We start from the raw sequence: 16,835 nt of genomic DNA, 5'->3' as shown, positions 1-16,835 counted from the left end.
CATGAGCTATCTCGCCCCCGTGTTCTCGGCCCTCACCTACGTGCTCGCCTTCAGCGTCGCTGCGCTGCTGCTGCGCATCCCCCTGGTGGCCAGGCACCTGGAACCGGTGGCGGGCCGCTGGGCCACGCTGGATGGCCTGCGCGGCTACCTGGCCCTGGGTGTGTTCATTCATCACGCCGCCATCGCTTGGCATTACCAGAGCAGCGGTCAGATCGCCATGCCGCCAGAGCGCTTCTTCGCCCAGATCGGCCAGGTCGGCGTGGCGCTGTTCTTCATGATCACCGGGTTCCTGTTCTGGGACCGGCTGGTCAGGCAGCGGGCCGACTTCGACTGGCGCTCGTTCGCCATTTCGCGGGTCATGCGCCTTTATCCCCTGTACCTGCCATTGCTGGCGGCGCTGCTGCTGACCGTGTTCTACCTGCAGCACTGGACCCTGCGCGACTCGCCGCTGCAACTGGCCGAGCAATTGTCGCTGTGGCTGGTGTTCCACCGGCCGGACATCAACCAGTTGGCCGGCACCGGCAACTTGATTTCCAACGTCACCTGGACCTTGATCTACGAGGCCTACTTCTACCTCGCCCTGCCCCTGCTCGGCGCCATCTTCCTCTATCGACGCGGGTTCGCCAGACCCCTGGCCTGCGTGGTCGGCCTCTATGTGCTGGCGCAACTGGTCGGCTGGGAGCACTCGCTGAAGAAAAAATACCTGCTGAGCTTTCTCGGTGGCATCGCCGCGGTGTACTGGATACGCAACCCGGCGCTGGTCGAATGGGCCAAGACCAGGACCGCGACCTTCGTCGCCCTGGGCCTGTTGCTGGTGGTCATGACCGTGCTGCACAAGACCTTTGCCGTGCCGGCGCTACTGCTGTTGAGCGTGTTCTTCTGCATCGTCGCGTCCGGCAACAATCTACTGGGCGCATTGAGCCTGCGCAGTGCGCGGTGGATGGGCGAAATCAGCTACAGCACCTATTTACTGCATGGGCTGCTGCTGTGGTGGATGGCCTATCGGTTGTACCCGCAACTGGACCTGGCCAGCGACGCGCCCTGGCTGTTCGCCGCGCTGGTCGCGGTGTGCTGCATCGTGCTGGTGGCGCTGAGCAGCGCCACTTTCCTGCTCTTCGAAAAGCCCGGCATTGCCCTGGGCAAACGCCTGGCCCGTCGCCATCGCGACAAACGTGTCGCCGGCCTGAAGTCAGCCGACCAGGTCTGAGTCGCCGCGCCGCTGGCGCGCGTAGTCCAGGAATGCCTCGATGCGGTCGCTGCAGAGCCTGTCCACCACACTGGCGATTTCAGCCGGCGGCCAGTCCCACCACGCGCTCTTGAGCAGCTCGGCGCGCACCTCTTCGGGGAAGCGCCAGCGCAAAATCGTGGCAGGATTGCCACCCACCACCGCATACGGTGGCACGTCGCGGGTGACCAGCGCCCCCGCCGCCACCACCGCACCGCTGCCGATGGTCACGCCGGACAGGATACTGCTGTTGGAACACAACCAGACATCGTTGCCGATGACCACATCACCCCGCGAGAAGGCATACCCCTTGATGGAGGCGGCTTCAGCCAGCATCGCCGGGAAGGGATAGGTGGTGACCCAGTCCGCCCGATGATGTCCCCCCAGGAAAATCTGCACGCCTTCGGCAATCGAGCAGTAGGCGCCGATCTTCAGGGTGGCGCCCTCCTGCCAGTCATGTACCTGCGGGACACCATAGCTGCCGACGCCAAAGGCATAGTGCGGATAACGCGCCGCGAAACGGGCTCGCCCCCGCTCGATAGGCGGCAGCTTGCGGATCGCCCGTTTGGCGCGCTTTTCCAGGTAGCGTGATAACCAGCCCATGGGGTACGACCTCCTCGGTCAGGGACGCTCCAGCGGCGAGAAGTACAACCGCGCCAGCCCACGCCAGGTCTTGCGGGTGAACGCCCGCAACGGAATCTGCGCCAGCAGTTCGCGGGCCAGGGCGCGATCGCGGTTGGCCACTTTCAGGAACATGGAATTCAATGCCTTGAACTTCACCTGCTCGTAGGCTGGGTGGTCCTTGAACAAGGCATAGGTGCGCAGGATGTTGTCGATCATGAACCGGTGGTTCTTGTAGGAGTTGCTGGCGTGCTTGCGATAACGCGCCATGAGCACGTTCAAGCCGTCGATGAAATAGCCGGCATGGGTGATCTTGAGCTCGATCAGCAAGTCCTCGAGGCGGATCTGCGGGTCGAATCCACCGACCTTCTCCAAGGCTTCGCGACGGATCATCAAGGTCGGCGCCGGTGGGTAGGGCTTGCGCTCCAGGAACATGTCCTCGAAGTCCATGCGCCGGAAGGCGATATCGCGCCGCTGCCGAGTCTCGGGGAAGAGTTCGCCCTGGGCGTCGATCAGCTCGATGTTGCCCGCGCAGATACCCACTTCCGGCTTGTCGGCCATGTACTCGGCCTGAATGGCGATACGCTCCGGCAGCATGATGTCGTCGGAGCCGAAGGGCACGATCAACTCGCCCTTGGCTCGCGCCACCGCCGCGTTGAGGGTATGGGTGAGGCCCATGTTCTGCTGCACCCGGAAGTCGAAGCCATGCTTGTCCTGCAGGCGCTGGATGCGTTCGACGCTGTCATCGGTCGAACCATCGTCCACCACCAGCAACTCGATGTTGGGGTAGGTCTGCCCGAGCACACTGAGAATGCTTTCCTCGATGTAGGGACCATGGTTGTACGAGGCGATGATCACCGTCACCTGCGGTTGAAACTGGGTCATTTCGATTCCTTGGTAGCCGCGGACAGGCCCGACTCGATGAGTTGCAGGTACTGCTGACGGAACACCTCGATGTCATGCTCACGCGTCAGGTAGCCATAAGCCTGCTCGCCTTTGGCGCGCAGGGCCTGATCATCGAGCGCCAAATAGGTATCCAGGGCCGCCGTCAGGCTCGCCACGTCGGCAGGCTTGACCGCCAGCCCGCCCGCGCCTTCGATCAGCGGCCGCATGGCCGGCACATCGCTGGCGATCACCGGCAGGTGCCCGCTCATGCCTTCCAGCAGCGCCAGGCCCAGGCCCTCGGCCAGCGACGGCATGGTCCACAGGTCGAACGCTCGCACGTATTGCAGGGCGTTTTCCTTGAAGCCGAGCAAATGCACGCGCCCAGCCAGGCCGGCGCGCTCGATCTGCTGCTGAAGACGCGCCTGCTCGCGACCGGCACCGATGATGGCCAGCTGCGTCTGCGGATACTTGTCCTTGAGCGCAGCGAACGCCTCGATCAGGTAAGTGTGGCCTTTGACTGGCACCAGACGCCCGAGCGCCCCCACCAGCCGGGCATCGGCATCGAGCCCCAACTGCGCCCTGGCGTCGGCCCGCGACAGTTGCAGGGCCTCGGCCTGCTCGATATCGATGGCGTTGGTGATGCCATGGGTATTGGCGTCGGTGAAACCGCACCGGCAATCGAGCAGGTACTGCTTGACCGCCGGCGACACACCGACGAACTGCCAGGCGCGGTCGATCAAGCGCTTGGCCTGGCGCCGACGGTAGAAGCGGTCGTACTCGCCAAAGCCATGGGAGATGCCGATGCACAGGGGAATCCTGAGCCAGCGATTGAGCTGCAGCAGCATGTTCACTGGCTTGAAACGGTTGCAGATGACCACATCGAAGCGCTCCCGCCGACAGAACTGGAACAGTTGCCAGGAGGCTTTCAAGCGCATGCCTTTGAGCGCCTTGTCGCTGAATTCGAAGTAGACCGAGCGCTCGGCCCGGCTCACCGGCTGACCCGACACAGGCTTGCCGCGCAGGAACGCCATGGTGGTGTCGAAGCGATCGGCAGGCAGGGCCTTGAAGATCTGCTCGGCCAGATCGGCGAAATCATGCTGTTTGATGTTGTAGTCCGGCTGTAACTGCAGAACCTTGTAACGCTGCTTCATACGCTGTCCTGATGGAACCCGCGGTCGTTGATCATCCAGTTCGACGTTGCCGCGAGTTGCTGCACCTGCTGCGAATCGGGCTGCGGCACGTCGCGCCACTCGTTGCGCTTCCAGCAGGCGAAATGGAAATAGGGATAAGCGCGCTGGCTGTCCAGATCGTTGCTCAGCCGCCCGTCACGCCAGTACCAACGCTGGGGGAAAACCTTGCGCCCGTCGTGCCAGGCGATGCAGCCGTTGGGCGTGCTGTAGGCCTCGGTGAAATCGCTGCGACGACGCAGAGGGTTCAACTGGCCCAGCAGCTTGAACAGCGGCCTGGGCAGATTCTTGCGGCGCAGGAACAACCGACTGAACGCGCCCTCGTCCAGCGCATGGTGGGTCTGGTCGGTGAACCGCGCCTGCCAGTTCGGCATGCGCTTGAACAGGGCGCGCTTGCACGGCGTGTTGCGGATCAGGCACAGGTGCCCGGCCACGCGGCGCTCATGGGTCGAGAAGAAGTCCCGACGCGCCAACCGTTCGTTGGTGAAGTACGCCCGCAAGTCGCCATATACCAGGTCGATGTCGCCAAAGGCCCAGAAGTCATAGCCTTCCAGGCGATCGGCGTGGATGTAGCCCAGTGCCGGTTTGATGTCGCACAGCTTGTAGGCTTGCTGCGGGGCGAAGTCGATTTCCAACCGGTCGGAGACCAGTCGGCAGTAATCGGTATAGCTGATCGCCTCGATGCGCACATTGGCGGGCAGGTCGGCGGGTGTGCCGCAGTCGCTGAACAACAGCCAGTCGATATCCGCGTTGCGCCGGCAGCTTTCCAGGAAGAATGGCATCCAGAACGGCCACTCGCCGAAATAAGGAATGACAAACAGGATTCGTGGAGTCGGTAGGGTCACGTGAAGCTCTCTCTGTCGAATGTGGCCTGCAGCGTGGTCTGATTAATCGAGGATCCAGAACAGCTCATGGCGGCGCACCGCCTTGCGGAAGAATTCGTTCTCACCGAACACTGAGCCGCGCCGCCCGGCCAGGCAGCGCTGGATCGACCGGCGCAGTCGACGCTTGAACGGCGGCCTGGGCTGCAGGTCATGCATCATGCCCAGCGCCATGGCCTTGTCGTATTGCACAGGCGGCTCCAGCGACAGGCTCAAGGGCAGTCCGAGGGTGTGTTCGTCGGTCACTGGCGGCAAGGCGACGCCCGCTCCGCTGTCGCCCATGGGCCAGCGGTCGTTGTCGTGCAGATGGTTGGCGTAGCCAAGTAGCAACTGTGGCTGCCACGCCAGGCCTGCGAGCGCTTCGCGCAGCGCCTGCTGGGCGCAGACATGGTCCGGGTGCGGATCCAGCACCGGGTGGGGCATTACGATCACTTCCGGTCGCGCCAGACGCAGCAGTTCGCGCAGGTCAGCCAGCAGGTTGTTCCAGGAGGGCACGCCATCGTCACCTGGCAGAGCCAGGCTGTTGAATTGGCGGAACACACGGGTGTCGGTCAGATCGGCCTCGCGCGAACCGATGGGCGCCTGCGGCGACTCGCGCATGGCCGACAGTTGCAGGCAGAAGTAGCCCAGTTGCACGCAACGCGACTCCGGCACACCCGCCCAGCGCGGCACGGTCAGGCTGTCCCAGGCCCGCAAGCGGCCTTTGAGGCGCGCCGCCTCGGTCGATGACAAGCCCATGTCCTGGTAATGCTCGGCTTCGATCTCACCGGCAGTCAGGGTGACGATCCACGCCTCGTCTGCCTGGCTGTACAAGCCGTAGGCAGCCAGCTCGGCGTCATCGGCGTGCGGGGCGATGACCATCACTCGGCGCCGACGCGGATCGGCCTGGCGCAACACCCACAGCCGCGGCTGCCCGACCACCGTGCAGAAGCGGCCGGCGAGGGTCAGTCGCCCGTCCACCAAGGCCTGGGCGCAGCCGCCAAGATTCAAGTAGCGCAAGCCTCGCACGCCGCGCTCGAACACCTGCAGGTCGGCGCGCTCGGCCCCCTCGATGTGCACGCCGGGGTCGAACAGTCGCCCCAGCCAGCCGCAGCGCAACTCCACCTGCAACACCAGGGTTTCATCGCCCTGCAGACTCAGGTCCGCCGCCCTCAGCCGGCCGTTCTCCAGGGTGACGTCGGGCACTTCGGCGCTGTCCGGGAAGCTGTAGAGGTAGTCTTCGTTCGCGGCATAGAACAGGTGATCGGCAAACCAGGCCTCATGGGCCACCCACAGCAGCGGCAGCAGCAGCACCGGCAACCACCAGGCGACGAACACGCCCGCCAGCAGCAAGGCCAGCAGCGTCACCAGCAAGCCGATGCGCTTGTTGCGGCGATGGCGCTTGAGCAACTGCTGCTTGCGGCTCATGACTGGTACACCGGCACCGGATGACACCAGCGCTCCTTGTACTCCCGGTCGGCCCGGCCGAAGGAAAAGCGCAGGGCCTTGCCGCGCGCCTTGGCGTCTTCCCAGGCGGCCTGGGTGTTGAGGAAGCTGAGCACGCTACCGGGGCTGAACGCCTTGGTTTCAGGATCGACCCCGCCATTGACATACTCGACGCTGACCCATTGCGGTGACTCGACCCGATACACCAGCTGGATGGCGATCGGCGCCGAGTCGAGGAACAGCACCGAACCGATCAGCAGCTCGCGCAAGCGCTCGATCACTTCGGCCATGTGCGCAGCACCCGTGGCGGGGAAGCCCCAACGACGCTGGAACAGATCGCAGTACATGGCGGCGATGTCGCTGGCACTGAACTCGCTGATCGGCCGCACAACACCGCCTGCCTCTTCCAGCAGACGCAGCTCGCGACGCTGGTTGTAGCGAAACTTCTTCGACAGGTCTTCGTGCGGGCGCGCCAAGGCCAGTTGCTCGGTCTGCGCTTTGAGGCCGTCGAAGCGACCGTGATTGAGCTCGGACAAGTAACGCCCGGCATGGCGCAGCGGTGCAGCGGTATCGTCAGCGGCGGGCAGGATGATTTCGGCATTGCCCAGATCGAACAGGCCCTTCTTGCCGTGGCGCTTGAGCACCTCTTTGGACAGCGCCAGGTGCCGGCCCCAGGTCGGCACTGCCGCTTTGAGTTCGCCGTCACGTTCCCAGCCCAGGTAGCGCACGGGAATCTGTGCCAGGTCGGCCAGTTGCTCGAGCACCAGCGGATGACTGGCGACACTGCCACCAAAGCGTTGCCAGGCCTGGGCATAAGCGTTCGCGTCGATGGCGGTCCAGCCGCGTTCGCGCCAGGCGCGCAGATGATTGAGCATCAGACCCGCGCCTCCAGCGCTCGTACCTGGGGCAGTTGCCAGAACACCTGACGCACGGCCTCATCGGAGAATCGCTCATGCAAACGCTGCAGCATCAGGGTGGCGCATTCGCGGCGCTGCTCGTCGCTCAGACCGGCCATGTGCTGCAGCCCTTGGGCCAATTGCCCGGCATCGCCCAGCGCGAACAGCACGCCCACGCCCTCGACCACCTCGCGCGCACCACCGCAAGCGGTGGCCAGCACCGGCACGCCCGCCACCATGGCCTCCAGCAGGACCATGCCGAATGGCTCATGGTCGGAACTCAGGGCGAACACGTCGAAGGCTTGGAAGTAGCGACGGGCATCGGCCACTTGGCCGAGGAAATCGACGCGCTCGGCGATGCCCAGTTCGGCGGCCAGCGCCTTGAGCGAGTCTTCCAGACGACCCTTGCCCAGCAGCGCCAATCGGGCGTTCCCGGGCAATCCCGGCAAGGCTTGGGCGAAGCCGCGCAGCAAGGTGGCCTGGTCCTTGTCCGGGTGCAGGCGGCCGACATTGCCGACGATCCACGCCTGAGCGTCCAACCCCAAGGCACGCCGCGCCTCGTCACGCGGCAGCAGTGCAGCCTGCAGCGCCGCGACGTCGATGCGGTTGTAAAGCGTCTGGATACGCTCGGCTGGCCAGCCGGGCAGACAGCGGCGCATGTCGTCACGCACCGCGTCGGACACGCCCAGCAGGCTGAGGCGCTTGCGCGCCAGGTTGGCAAATAGGCGACGGCCCTGGCGTTGATAGTCGCCGAAGGCATGGTGCACGCCAATCACCGGCAGCGCGGTGCCCAAAAGCGCCACATAAAGGGGCTTGAAGCGGTGGGCGATGCAGAAACTGAACGTGCGTTCTCGGGCGATTCGACGCAAGGCCGCGATGGCGCCAAGCTTGAGCCCGCGCACGGCCTTGGAGCTGAATTCGAGAAACAGCACTTCATCGCCACCACAGCCGGCAGCCACCTGGGGGTCGGCCTTGCCGGTGAGGAACACCGTGGTGACCTTGTAGCCCCGGCCTTCGAACAGGCTGGCGTACTGACGGGCACAATCGAGGAACGGCCCGTCGTAGCCGTGGCAGAACTGCAGGACCCGCAGGTCAGAGCGGCTGGTCATACGCCGCCGCGCCGTCCTTGACCACCAGGATGTCTTCCATGATCAGGTATTGCAGGTCCGAGCCGAAGAACATGTTCAGCGCGTCGGTCGGCGAGCAGATCATCGGCTCGCCACGACGGTTGAGCGAGGTGTTCAGCGACACACCATTGCCGGTGAGGTCTTCGAGCGCCTTCATCATGTCGTAGTAGCGCGGGTTGTACTCGCGCTTGAGCACCTGGGCCCGCGAGGTGCCGTCTTCGTGGACCACTTCCGGCACACGGGTCTTCCACTCCTCGGCCACCTCGAAGGTGAAGGTCATGAACGGGGCCGGGTGGTCGATCTTGATCATCTGCGGCGCGACGGTGTCGAGCATCGACGGGCAGAAGGGTCTCCAGCGCTCGCGGAACTTGATCTGCTCGTTGATCCGGTTGGCGACGTTGGGCACGCTCGGGCAGCCGATGATCGAACGGCCACCCAGGGCACGCGGACCGAATTCCATACGGCCCTGGAACCACGCCACCGGGTTGCCATCGACCATGATCTGCGCGATGCGCTGAGGCATGTCGTTGAGCTTGCGCCACTTCGGCGCACTGGGATGACGCGCGCAGGCGGCGATGACGTCCTCGTTGGAGTACGCAGGGCCGAGGTAGACGTGTTCCATCTTCTCGACCGGCACACCACGGGCGTGCGACACGTAGGCGGCGGCACCGACCGCCGTGCCGGCATCGCCGGACGCGGGCTGGACGAACAGCTCCTTGAGGTCCGGGCGAGCGATGATCTTCTGGTTAAGCTTGACGTTCAGCGCGCAGCCACCGGCAAAGGCCAGCTTGCCGGTTTCCTTGAGGATGTCGCCCAGGTAATGGTCGATCATCTGCAGGGCCAGCTTCTCGAACAGGGCCTGCATGCTGGCGGCGTAGTGGATGTAGGGCTCGTCGGCGATGTCGCCTTCGCGCTTGGGACCGAGCCACTCGATCAGCTTGGGCGAGAAGTAGAAGCCCTTGCCCTTCTCTTTATAGCGGCGCAGACCGATGACGTTGGCGTACTCGGTGTTGATCACCAGTTCGCCATTCTCGAAGCTGGCCAGACGGGAGAAATCGTACTTGCTGGCGTCGCCGTACGGCGCCATGCCCATCACCTTGAACTCGCCGTCGAGCATCTCGAAACCAAGGAACTCGGTGATCGCGCCGTACAGGCCGCCCAGAGAATCCGGATCGAAGAACTCCTTGATCTTGTGGATCTTGCCGTTCTCGCCGTAGCCGAAGAAGGTGGTGGCGTACTCGCCCTTGCCGTCGATGCCGAGGATCGCGGTCTTTTCCTTGAAGCCCGAGCAGTGATAGGCGCTGGACGCGTGGGCCAGGTGGTGCTCGACCGGCTCGATCTTGATCTTCTTCGGATCGAAGCCCAACTGCTCCAGGCACCAGACGATCTTCTTGCGGTAGCGCTTGTAGCGACGGTTGCCCATGAGGATAGCGTCGAGGGCGCGGTCCGGGGCGTACCAGTAGCGCTTGGCGTAGTGCCAGCGGGCCTTGCCGAACAGGCTGATGGGGGCGAACGGAATGGCCACCACGTCCACGTCGGACGGCTTGATGCCGGCCTGCTCCAGGCAGAACTTCGCCGATTCATACGGCATGCGGTTCTTCGCATGCTTGTCACGCACGAAGCGCTCTTCTTCGGCGGCGGCAACCAGTTTGCCGTCGATGTACAAGGCCGCGGAAGGGTCATGGCTGAGGGCGCCGGACAGGCCAAGAATCGTCAATGCCAAGGGACTCGCCTCTTCATTCGATATGAGATGCGCCAGGAGCCGGGTGGGCGGCTGGCGACCAAAGCGCGCGATTATAGCGCAAACAACCTGTACCGCACGGCTGCGCCTGTTACTCGGCGATCAGCCAGTCCATGCGCCAACTGCCAGCGCTCTGTGCCAGCTCCTTGGCCAGCCACGGCAGCAGCTCGCGCAGCTCGTCTTCCAGGCCCCACGGCGGATTGGCAATGGCCAGGCCAGAACCGTTCAGGCCCTGCGGGCTGTCCTGATGATGCACGTACAACTCGACCCGCAGCAGCTTGGGCGCGCCGGTACTGGTGAGGTCTTGGTAGAAGCGGGTCAGCGAGCGCTGGTCCTTGATCGGGTACCAGATGGCCGCGACGGTCTGACGCATGCGCCCGATCGCCTCTTTCACCGCCTGGGTGCAGCGTTTGAGCTCATCGGCCTGTTCGAACGGCGGGTCGATCAGCATGATCGCGCGCTTTTCCTGCACCGGCAGCAAGGCCCGCGGCACGTGCCAGCCTTCGCCCAGGTGCACGGTGACGCGCGGGTCTTTCTTCATGTTGTCCTTGAGCAGCGGCCCATCCTCGGGGTGCTTCTCGTTGAGCAGTGCGCGATCCTGCTGGCGCATCAGGCGCCGCGCCAGCTCCGGCGAGCCGGGGTAGTAACGCAGTTCACCCTCCGGATTCAGGCGGCGGATGATGCGCAGGTAGTCGTCGGTCACCGCTGGCAGGTCGTCGCGGCCCCAGAGTCGCGCTACCCCTTCCAGGTACTCGCCGGTGCGCGTCGCCTGATCGCCCTGCAGGTCGTACAGACCGAGGCCGGCATGGGTGTCGAGGTAGGCGAACGGCTGCTCCTTGCGCGACATCAGGGCGATGAGGCGGGTCAGCACGATGTGCTTGAAGACGTCGGCGTGGTTGCCGGCATGGAAGGCGTGACGATAGTTCATGTGGGCTCCTGAGGAACCGGCAAGTTTACCTTGTCGGGCTGACGGCGTCAGGTGCGGTGGTCGGCGCCGGCCGAGTCGCGGGCAGGCCCGCGCTCGGCCTGTCGCTTACTTGTCGGCGTGGTACGCCGCGTCAGCCGTCTCGAACCGCGAAACCATGCTGGCGCTCGGACGCCCCAGCTTGCTCACCACGACGATCGCGACGGTGGCGAACAGGAAGCCCGGAATGATCTCGTACAGCCCCAGCCCGACGTAGTTCTTCCACAGGATCACGGTCAGCGCACCGACCACGATACCCGCCAGCGCGCCATTGCGGGTCATGCCCTTCCACAGCACCGACATCAGCACCACCGGGCCGAACGCCGCGCCGAAGCCCGCCCAGGCGTAGGCGACCAGGCCCAGCACGCGGTTGTCCGGATTGGCGGCCAGGGCGATGGCGATCAGCGCCACGGCCAGCACCATCAGGCGACCGACCCAAACCAGCTCGGTCTGCGAAGCGCCCTTGCGCAGGAAGGCTTTGTAGAAGTCCTCGGTCAGCGCACTGGAGCACACCAGCAGTTGGCAGCTCAGGGTGCTCATCACGGCAGCGAGAATGGCCGACAGCAGCACCCCGGCGATCCACGGGTTGAACAGGATCTTCGCCAGCTCGATGAAGATCCGCTCATGGTTTTCGGTCACCGGCCCGGCCAGGCCAGGATTGGCCGAGAAGTAGGCGATGCCGAAGAAGCCCACCGCGCAGGTACCGGTCAGGCACAGGATCATCCAGGTCATGGAGATGCGTCGGGCATTGGCGATGGACTTCACCGAGTCGGCCGCCATGAAGCGCGCCAGGATGTGCGGCTGGCCGAAATAGCCCAGGCCCCAGCCCATCAGCGAAATGATGCCGATGAAGGTGGCGCCGCGGAACATGTCGAAGTTGGCCGGGTTCTGCGCTTCGATGGCCAGCAGGGTGGTGTCGAAGCCGCCGGTGGAGATCAGCACGATGATCGGCGTGAGGATCAGCGCGAAGATCATCAGCGTGGCCTGCACGGTATCGGTCCAGCTCACCGCCAGGAAACCACCGACGAAGGTGTAGGCAATGGTCGCTGCTGCACCGGCCCACAACGCCGTCTCGTAGGACATGCCGAAGGTGCTTTCGAACAGGCGGGCGCCGGCGACGATGCCGGAAGCGCAGTAGATGGTGAAGAACACCAGGATGACGATGGCCGAGATCACCCGCAGCAGACCGCTGGTGTCTTCGAAACGGCTGGAGAAGAAGTCCGGCAGGGTCAGCGCATCGCCATTGTGTTCGGTCTGTACCCGCAATCGACCGGCGACGAACAGCCAGTTGAGGTAGGCGCCGACGGTCAGGCCGATGGCGATCCAGGCCTCGGACAAGCCCGACAGGTAGATGGCGCCCGGCAGCCCCATCAGCAACCAGCCACTCATGTCCGAAGCACCGGCCGACAAGGCGGTGACCACGCTGCCGAGACTGCGGCCGCCGAGAATGTAGTCGGAAAGATTCTTGGTCGAGCGATAGGCGGCGAAGCCGATCAGCACCATTGCTGCGATGTAGACCACGAAGGTGATCGTGATTGGATTGCCCATGGTTATGTCCTGGCGTTGTTGTTATCTCTCGCAACCACACATGACGAGGCGGTTGCACCCAGGCGGCGCATCCTATGCAACAACCTTCATCAGGTGCAACCACTTTTCATTTGCAAGTTGCACCCATAAATGCATTTTCAGATAAAACCGCTTTTTTGCTACTTTTTGCGACAAAAGTCAGGGTTTTAAGACGTTAAGGCAGCAAAAATGGACTACAGGAGGTTCCTTCAGAGACTGGCGGACGAGTTGCACCTTTTTCAGAAAAAATTCGGGTTGCACCCGGTTGCACCTGCAAACGCCGCCCGCTAATCTTGCCGCCAGCTTAGCCACTCCCGTGGCAATAACGAGGATAAGAAATGGCGACGACCACCCTTGGGGTCAAACTCGACGACCCGACCCGTGAACGACTCAAAGCGGCTGCGCAGTCCATCGACCGCACCCCGCACTGGTTGATCAAGCAGGCGATCTTCAACTACCTGGAGAAGCTCGAGGGTGGTGCCAACCCCAACGACATCGACGGCCTGGCCGCCAGCAATGGCGACGATGCCGGCGACGTGCCGACCGACCACGCGCACCAATGCTTTCTCGAGTTCGCCGAGAGCATCCTGCCGCAATCGGTGCTGCGCGCGGCCATCACCGCCGCCTACCGCCGTCCCGAGCAGGAAGTGGTGCCGATGCTGCTGGAGCAAGCGCGCCTGAGCGCCCCGCTGGCCGAGGCCACCAACAAGATGGCTGCGGGGCTTGCCGACAAGCTGCGCCATCAGAAAAGCGCCAGCGGCCGTGCCGGCATCGTCCAAGGCCTGCTGCAGGAGTTCTCCCTGTCGTCCCAGGAAGGCGTGGCCCTGATGTGCTTGGCCGAGGCCTTGCTGCGCATCCCGGACAAAGGCACCCGCGATGCGCTGATCCGCGACAAGATCAGCACCGGCAACTGGCAACCGCACCTGGGCAACAGCCCGTCGCTGTTCGTCAACGCCGCCACCTGGGGCCTGCTGCTCACCGGCCGGCTGGTGTCCACCCACAACGAGTCCGGCCTGAGTTCTTCGCTCACCCGCATCATCGGCAAGAGCGGCGAGCCGATGATTCGCAAGGGCGTCGACATGGCCATGCGCCTGATGGGCGAGCAGTTCGTCACCGGCGAGACCATCGCCGAGGCCCTGGCCAACGCCAGCCGCTTCGAATCCAAGGGCTTCCGCTACAGCTACGACATGCTCGGCGAAGCCGCGCTCACCGAGCACGACGCGCAGAAGTACCTGGCCTCCTACGAGCAGGCGATTCATTCGATCGGCAAGGCGTCCAACGGGCGCGGCATCTATGAAGGCCCAGGCATCTCGATCAAGCTCTCGGCGCTGCACCCGCGCTACAGCCGTGCGCAGTACGAACGCGTCATGGGCGAACTGTACCCGCGCCTGCTGTCGTTGACCTTGCTGGCCAAGCAGTACGACATCGGTCTGAACATCGACGCCGAAGAAGCCGACCGTCTGGAGCTGTCGCTGGACCTGCTCGAACGCCTGTGCTTCGAGCCGTCGCTGGCGGGCTGGAACGGCATCGGCTTCGTCATCCAGGCGTATCAGAAACGCTGCCCCTATGTGATCGACGCCATCATCGACCTGGCCAAGCGCAGCCGCCACCGCCTGATGATCCGCCTGGTCAAGGGCGCCTACTGGGACAGCGAGATCAAGCGCGCCCAGGTCGAAGGCCTGGAGGGCTACCCGGTCTACACTCGCAAGGTCTACACCGATGTCTCCTATATCGCCTGCGCGCGCAAGCTGCTGTCGGTGCCGGAAGCCATCTACCCCCAGTTCGCCACCCACAACGCCCACACCCTATCGGCCATCTACCACATCGCGGGTCAGAACTATTACCCAGGACAGTACGAATTCCAGTGCCTACATGGCATGGGCGAGCCGCTGTACGAGCAGGTGGTCGGCAAGATCGCCGACGGCAAGCTGAACCGTCCGTGCCGCGTCTACGCGCCGGTCGGCACCCACGAAACCCTGTTGGCCTACCTGGTGCGGCGCCTGCTGGAAAATGGCGCCAACACCTCGTTCGTCAACCGCATCGCCGATCATTCCATTTCCATCCAGGAACTGGTCGCCGACCCGGTGCTGAGCATCGAGCGCATGGCCACCCAGGAAGGCAACGTCGGCCTGCCGCACCCGCGCATCCCGCTGCCGCGTGAGCTGTATGGCAGCGAGCGGGCCAACTCGGCCGGCATCGACATGGCCAACGAGCACCGCCTGGCTTCGCTGTCCTGCGCCCTGCTGGCCACCGCGCACACCGACTGGAATGCTTCGCCCCTGCTGGCCTGCACGGCCAGCGAAGGTGCCGTCGAGGCCGTGCTCAATCCCGCCGACCACCGCGACGTGGTGGGTCATGTGCAGGAGGCCAGCGTCGCCGACGTCGACAACGCCATCCAGTGCGCGCTGAACGCCGCCCCGATCTGGCAGGCCACCCCGCCGGCCGAGCGCGCGGCGATCCTGGAGCGCACTGCCGACCTGATGGAAGCCGAGATCCAACCGCTGATGGGCCTGCTCATCCGCGAGGCCGGCAAGACCTTCGCCAACGCCATCGCCGAAGTGCGCGAGGCCGTGGACTTCCTGCGCTACTACGCGGTGCAGGCGCGCACCGACTTCAGCAACGACGCCTGCCGCCCCTTGGGCCCGGTGGTGTGCATCAGCCCGTGGAACTTCCCGCTGGCGATCTTCACCGGCCAGGTGGCGGCGGCGCTGGCCGCTGGCAACCCTGTCCTGGCCAAGCCCGCCGAACAGACCCCGCTGATCGCCGCCCAGGCCGTGCGCCTGCTGCTCGAAGCGGGCATTCCCGAGGGCGTGCTGCAACTGCTGCCAGGGCGCGGCGAAACCGTCGGTGCCGGTCTGGTCGGTGACGAGCGGGTCAAAGGCGTGATGTTCACCGGTTCCACCGAGGTGGCGCGTCTGCTGCAACGCAATGTCGCCGGGCGCCTCGACGCCCAGGGTCGACCGATTCCGCTGATCGCCGAAACCGGCGGCCAGAACGCGATGATCGTCGACTCCTCGGCGCTCACCGAACAGGTGGTGATCGACGTCGTGTCCTCGGCCTTCGACAGCGCCGGCCAGCGCTGCTCGGCCCTGCGCGTGCTGTGCCTGCAAGAGGACTGCGCCGACCGGGTCATCGAAATGCTCAAGGGCGCCATGGCGCAGAACCGCATGGGCAACCCCGAGCGCCTGTCGGTGGACGTCGGCCCGGTGATCGACGCCGAGGCCAAGGCCGGCATCGAGAAGCACATCCAGGCCATGCGCGAGAAGGGCCGCAGCGTCTATCAGGTGGCCCTGGCCGAGGGCGAGGAATGCAAGCGTGGCACCTTCGTCATGCCGACCCTGATAGAACTGGAGAGCTTCGACGAGCTCAAGCGCGAAATCTTCGGCCCGGTGCTGCACGTGGTGCGCTACAACCGCAAGCACATCGACCAACTGATCGAACAGATCAACGCCTCTGGCTATGGCCTGACCCTGGGCGTGCACACCCGCATCGACGAAACCATCGCCAAGGTGGTGGACAAGGTCAATGCCGGCAACATGTACGTCAACCGCAACATCGTCGGCGCCGTGGTCGGCGTGCAGCCGTTCGGCGGTGAAGGCCTGTCCGGCACCGGTCCCAAGGCCGGTGGTCCGTTGTACCTGTACCGGTTGCTGTCGACCCGCCCGGCCGACGCCATCGCCCGGCACTTCCAGCGTACCGACGCACACGGCAAGGCCGACAACGCGCTGCACGAGCAACTGCTCAAGCCACTGCACGCACTCAAGACCTGGGCGTCCAGCCACCAGCCTGAGCTGGTCGCCCTGTGCGAGCAGTTCGCCGAGCAGTCGCAGAGCGGCATTACCCGTGTGCTGCCTGGCCCCACCGGCGAGCGCAACACCTACAGCGTGCTGCCCCGCGAGCACGTGCTGTGCCTGGCCGACAACGAAGCCGACCTGCTGACGCAGTTCGCAGCGGTGCTGGCGGTCGGCAGCTCGGCGCTGTGCAGCGATGGCGAGCCGGCCAAGGGCCTGCGCAGCCGCCTGCCGAAAGAGCTGCAAGGCAAGCTCAGGCTGGTGGCCGACTGGACCAAGGATGACGTGGCCTTCGACGCCGTCATCCACCACGGTCACTCCGACCAGCTCCGCGCAGTGTGCCAGCAGGTGGCCAAGCGTGCCGGTGCCATCGTCGGCGTGCACGGGTTGTCTAGCGGTGACCAGCAGATCGCCCTGGAGCGGCTGGTGATCGAGCGGGCGGTCAGCGTGAATACGGCGGCGGCGGGCGGTAACGCGAGCTTGATGACCATCGGCTAGGATCACGCGAGGCGATGAAAGCAGGCGC

General features: G+C 64.7%; 12 protein-coding genes. 2 read left to right on the top strand and 10 right to left on the bottom strand.

The window, feature by feature from the left end; all coding sequences use genetic code 11:
• The first annotated feature begins 1 nt into the window (after window position 1).
• On the top strand, window positions 2-1,207 hold the full coding sequence (locus tag NJ69_RS21225) for an acyltransferase family protein (RefSeq protein WP_209435520.1): 1,206 nt from the start codon (window positions 2-4) through the stop codon (window positions 1,205-1,207).
• Here NJ69_RS21225 and NJ69_RS21220 read toward each other — a convergent pair.
• The 10 genes from NJ69_RS21220 to putP form a co-directional block, all read right to left on the bottom strand.
• Window positions 1,190-1,828: a CatB-related O-acetyltransferase gene (locus tag NJ69_RS21220; RefSeq protein ID WP_039582816.1), complete on the bottom strand. Its 639-nt coding sequence runs from the start codon at window positions 1,826-1,828 to the stop codon at window positions 1,190-1,192. The two genes, NJ69_RS21225 and NJ69_RS21220, sit on opposite strands and share 18 nt — an antisense overlap.
• An 18-nt stretch (window positions 1,829-1,846) precedes the next feature.
• Window positions 1,847-2,731: a glycosyltransferase gene (locus tag NJ69_RS21215; RefSeq protein ID WP_029612811.1), complete on the bottom strand. Its 885-nt coding sequence runs from the start codon at window positions 2,729-2,731 to the stop codon at window positions 1,847-1,849.
• Entirely contained in the window at window positions 2,728-3,882 is a 1,155-nt protein-coding gene (locus NJ69_RS21210) for a glycosyltransferase (RefSeq protein ID WP_039582815.1), read from the bottom strand. The genes NJ69_RS21215 and NJ69_RS21210 overlap by 4 nt, the downstream gene beginning before the upstream one ends.
• Window positions 3,879-4,763 carry a DUF6625 family protein gene (locus tag NJ69_RS21205; protein ID WP_155290558.1) on the bottom strand — a complete coding sequence of 295 codons (885 nt, stop codon included), beginning with the start codon at window positions 4,761-4,763 and terminating at the stop codon, window positions 3,879-3,881. The genes NJ69_RS21210 and NJ69_RS21205 overlap by 4 nt, the downstream gene beginning before the upstream one ends.
• A gap of 42 nt (window positions 4,764-4,805) precedes the next feature.
• Complete coding sequence (locus NJ69_RS21200) at window positions 4,806-6,206, bottom strand: PIG-L deacetylase family protein (protein ID WP_039582812.1); 1,401 nt, start codon at window positions 6,204-6,206, stop codon at window positions 4,806-4,808.
• Window positions 6,203-7,099 carry an antimicrobial resistance protein Mig-14 gene (locus NJ69_RS21195; protein WP_039582810.1) on the bottom strand — a complete coding sequence of 299 codons (897 nt, stop codon included), beginning with the start codon at window positions 7,097-7,099 and terminating at the stop codon, window positions 6,203-6,205. Before NJ69_RS21195 ends, NJ69_RS21200 begins: the two co-directional genes overlap by 4 nt.
• Window positions 7,099-8,229, bottom strand: a complete 1,131-nt coding sequence (locus NJ69_RS21190) for a glycosyltransferase (protein ID WP_039582808.1) — start codon at window positions 8,227-8,229, stop codon at window positions 7,099-7,101. Before NJ69_RS21190 ends, NJ69_RS21195 begins: the two co-directional genes overlap by 1 nt.
• Window positions 8,213-9,970, bottom strand: a complete 1,758-nt coding sequence (locus tag NJ69_RS21185) for a carbamoyltransferase family protein (RefSeq protein ID WP_029612817.1) — start codon at window positions 9,968-9,970, stop codon at window positions 8,213-8,215. The genes NJ69_RS21190 and NJ69_RS21185 overlap by 17 nt, the downstream gene beginning before the upstream one ends.
• A gap of 109 nt (window positions 9,971-10,079) precedes the next feature.
• Entirely contained in the window at window positions 10,080-10,916 is an 837-nt protein-coding gene (locus NJ69_RS21180) for a 23S rRNA (adenine(2030)-N(6))-methyltransferase RlmJ (protein WP_039582806.1), read from the bottom strand.
• 105 nt (window positions 10,917-11,021) lie between these two features.
• Window positions 11,022-12,500, bottom strand: coding sequence for a sodium/proline symporter PutP (gene putP / locus NJ69_RS21175; protein ID WP_432416628.1), 1,479 nt, complete (start codon window positions 12,498-12,500; stop codon window positions 11,022-11,024).
• Between the two features lie 356 nt (window positions 12,501-12,856).
• On the opposite strand from putP, the gene putA reads away from it, so the two are divergent.
• Complete coding sequence (putA, locus tag NJ69_RS21170) at window positions 12,857-16,807, top strand: trifunctional transcriptional regulator/proline dehydrogenase/L-glutamate gamma-semialdehyde dehydrogenase (protein ID WP_039582802.1); 3,951 nt, start codon at window positions 12,857-12,859, stop codon at window positions 16,805-16,807.
• The last annotated feature ends 28 nt before the right edge of the window (window positions 16,808-16,835 follow it).

It is taken from the genome of Pseudomonas parafulva, assembly GCF_000800255.1.
In the GTDB taxonomy this organism is placed as follows: Bacteria; Pseudomonadota; Gammaproteobacteria; order Pseudomonadales; family Pseudomonadaceae; genus Aquipseudomonas; species Aquipseudomonas boreofloridensis.
This window is presented reverse-complemented; position numbering and strand designations above follow the sequence as displayed.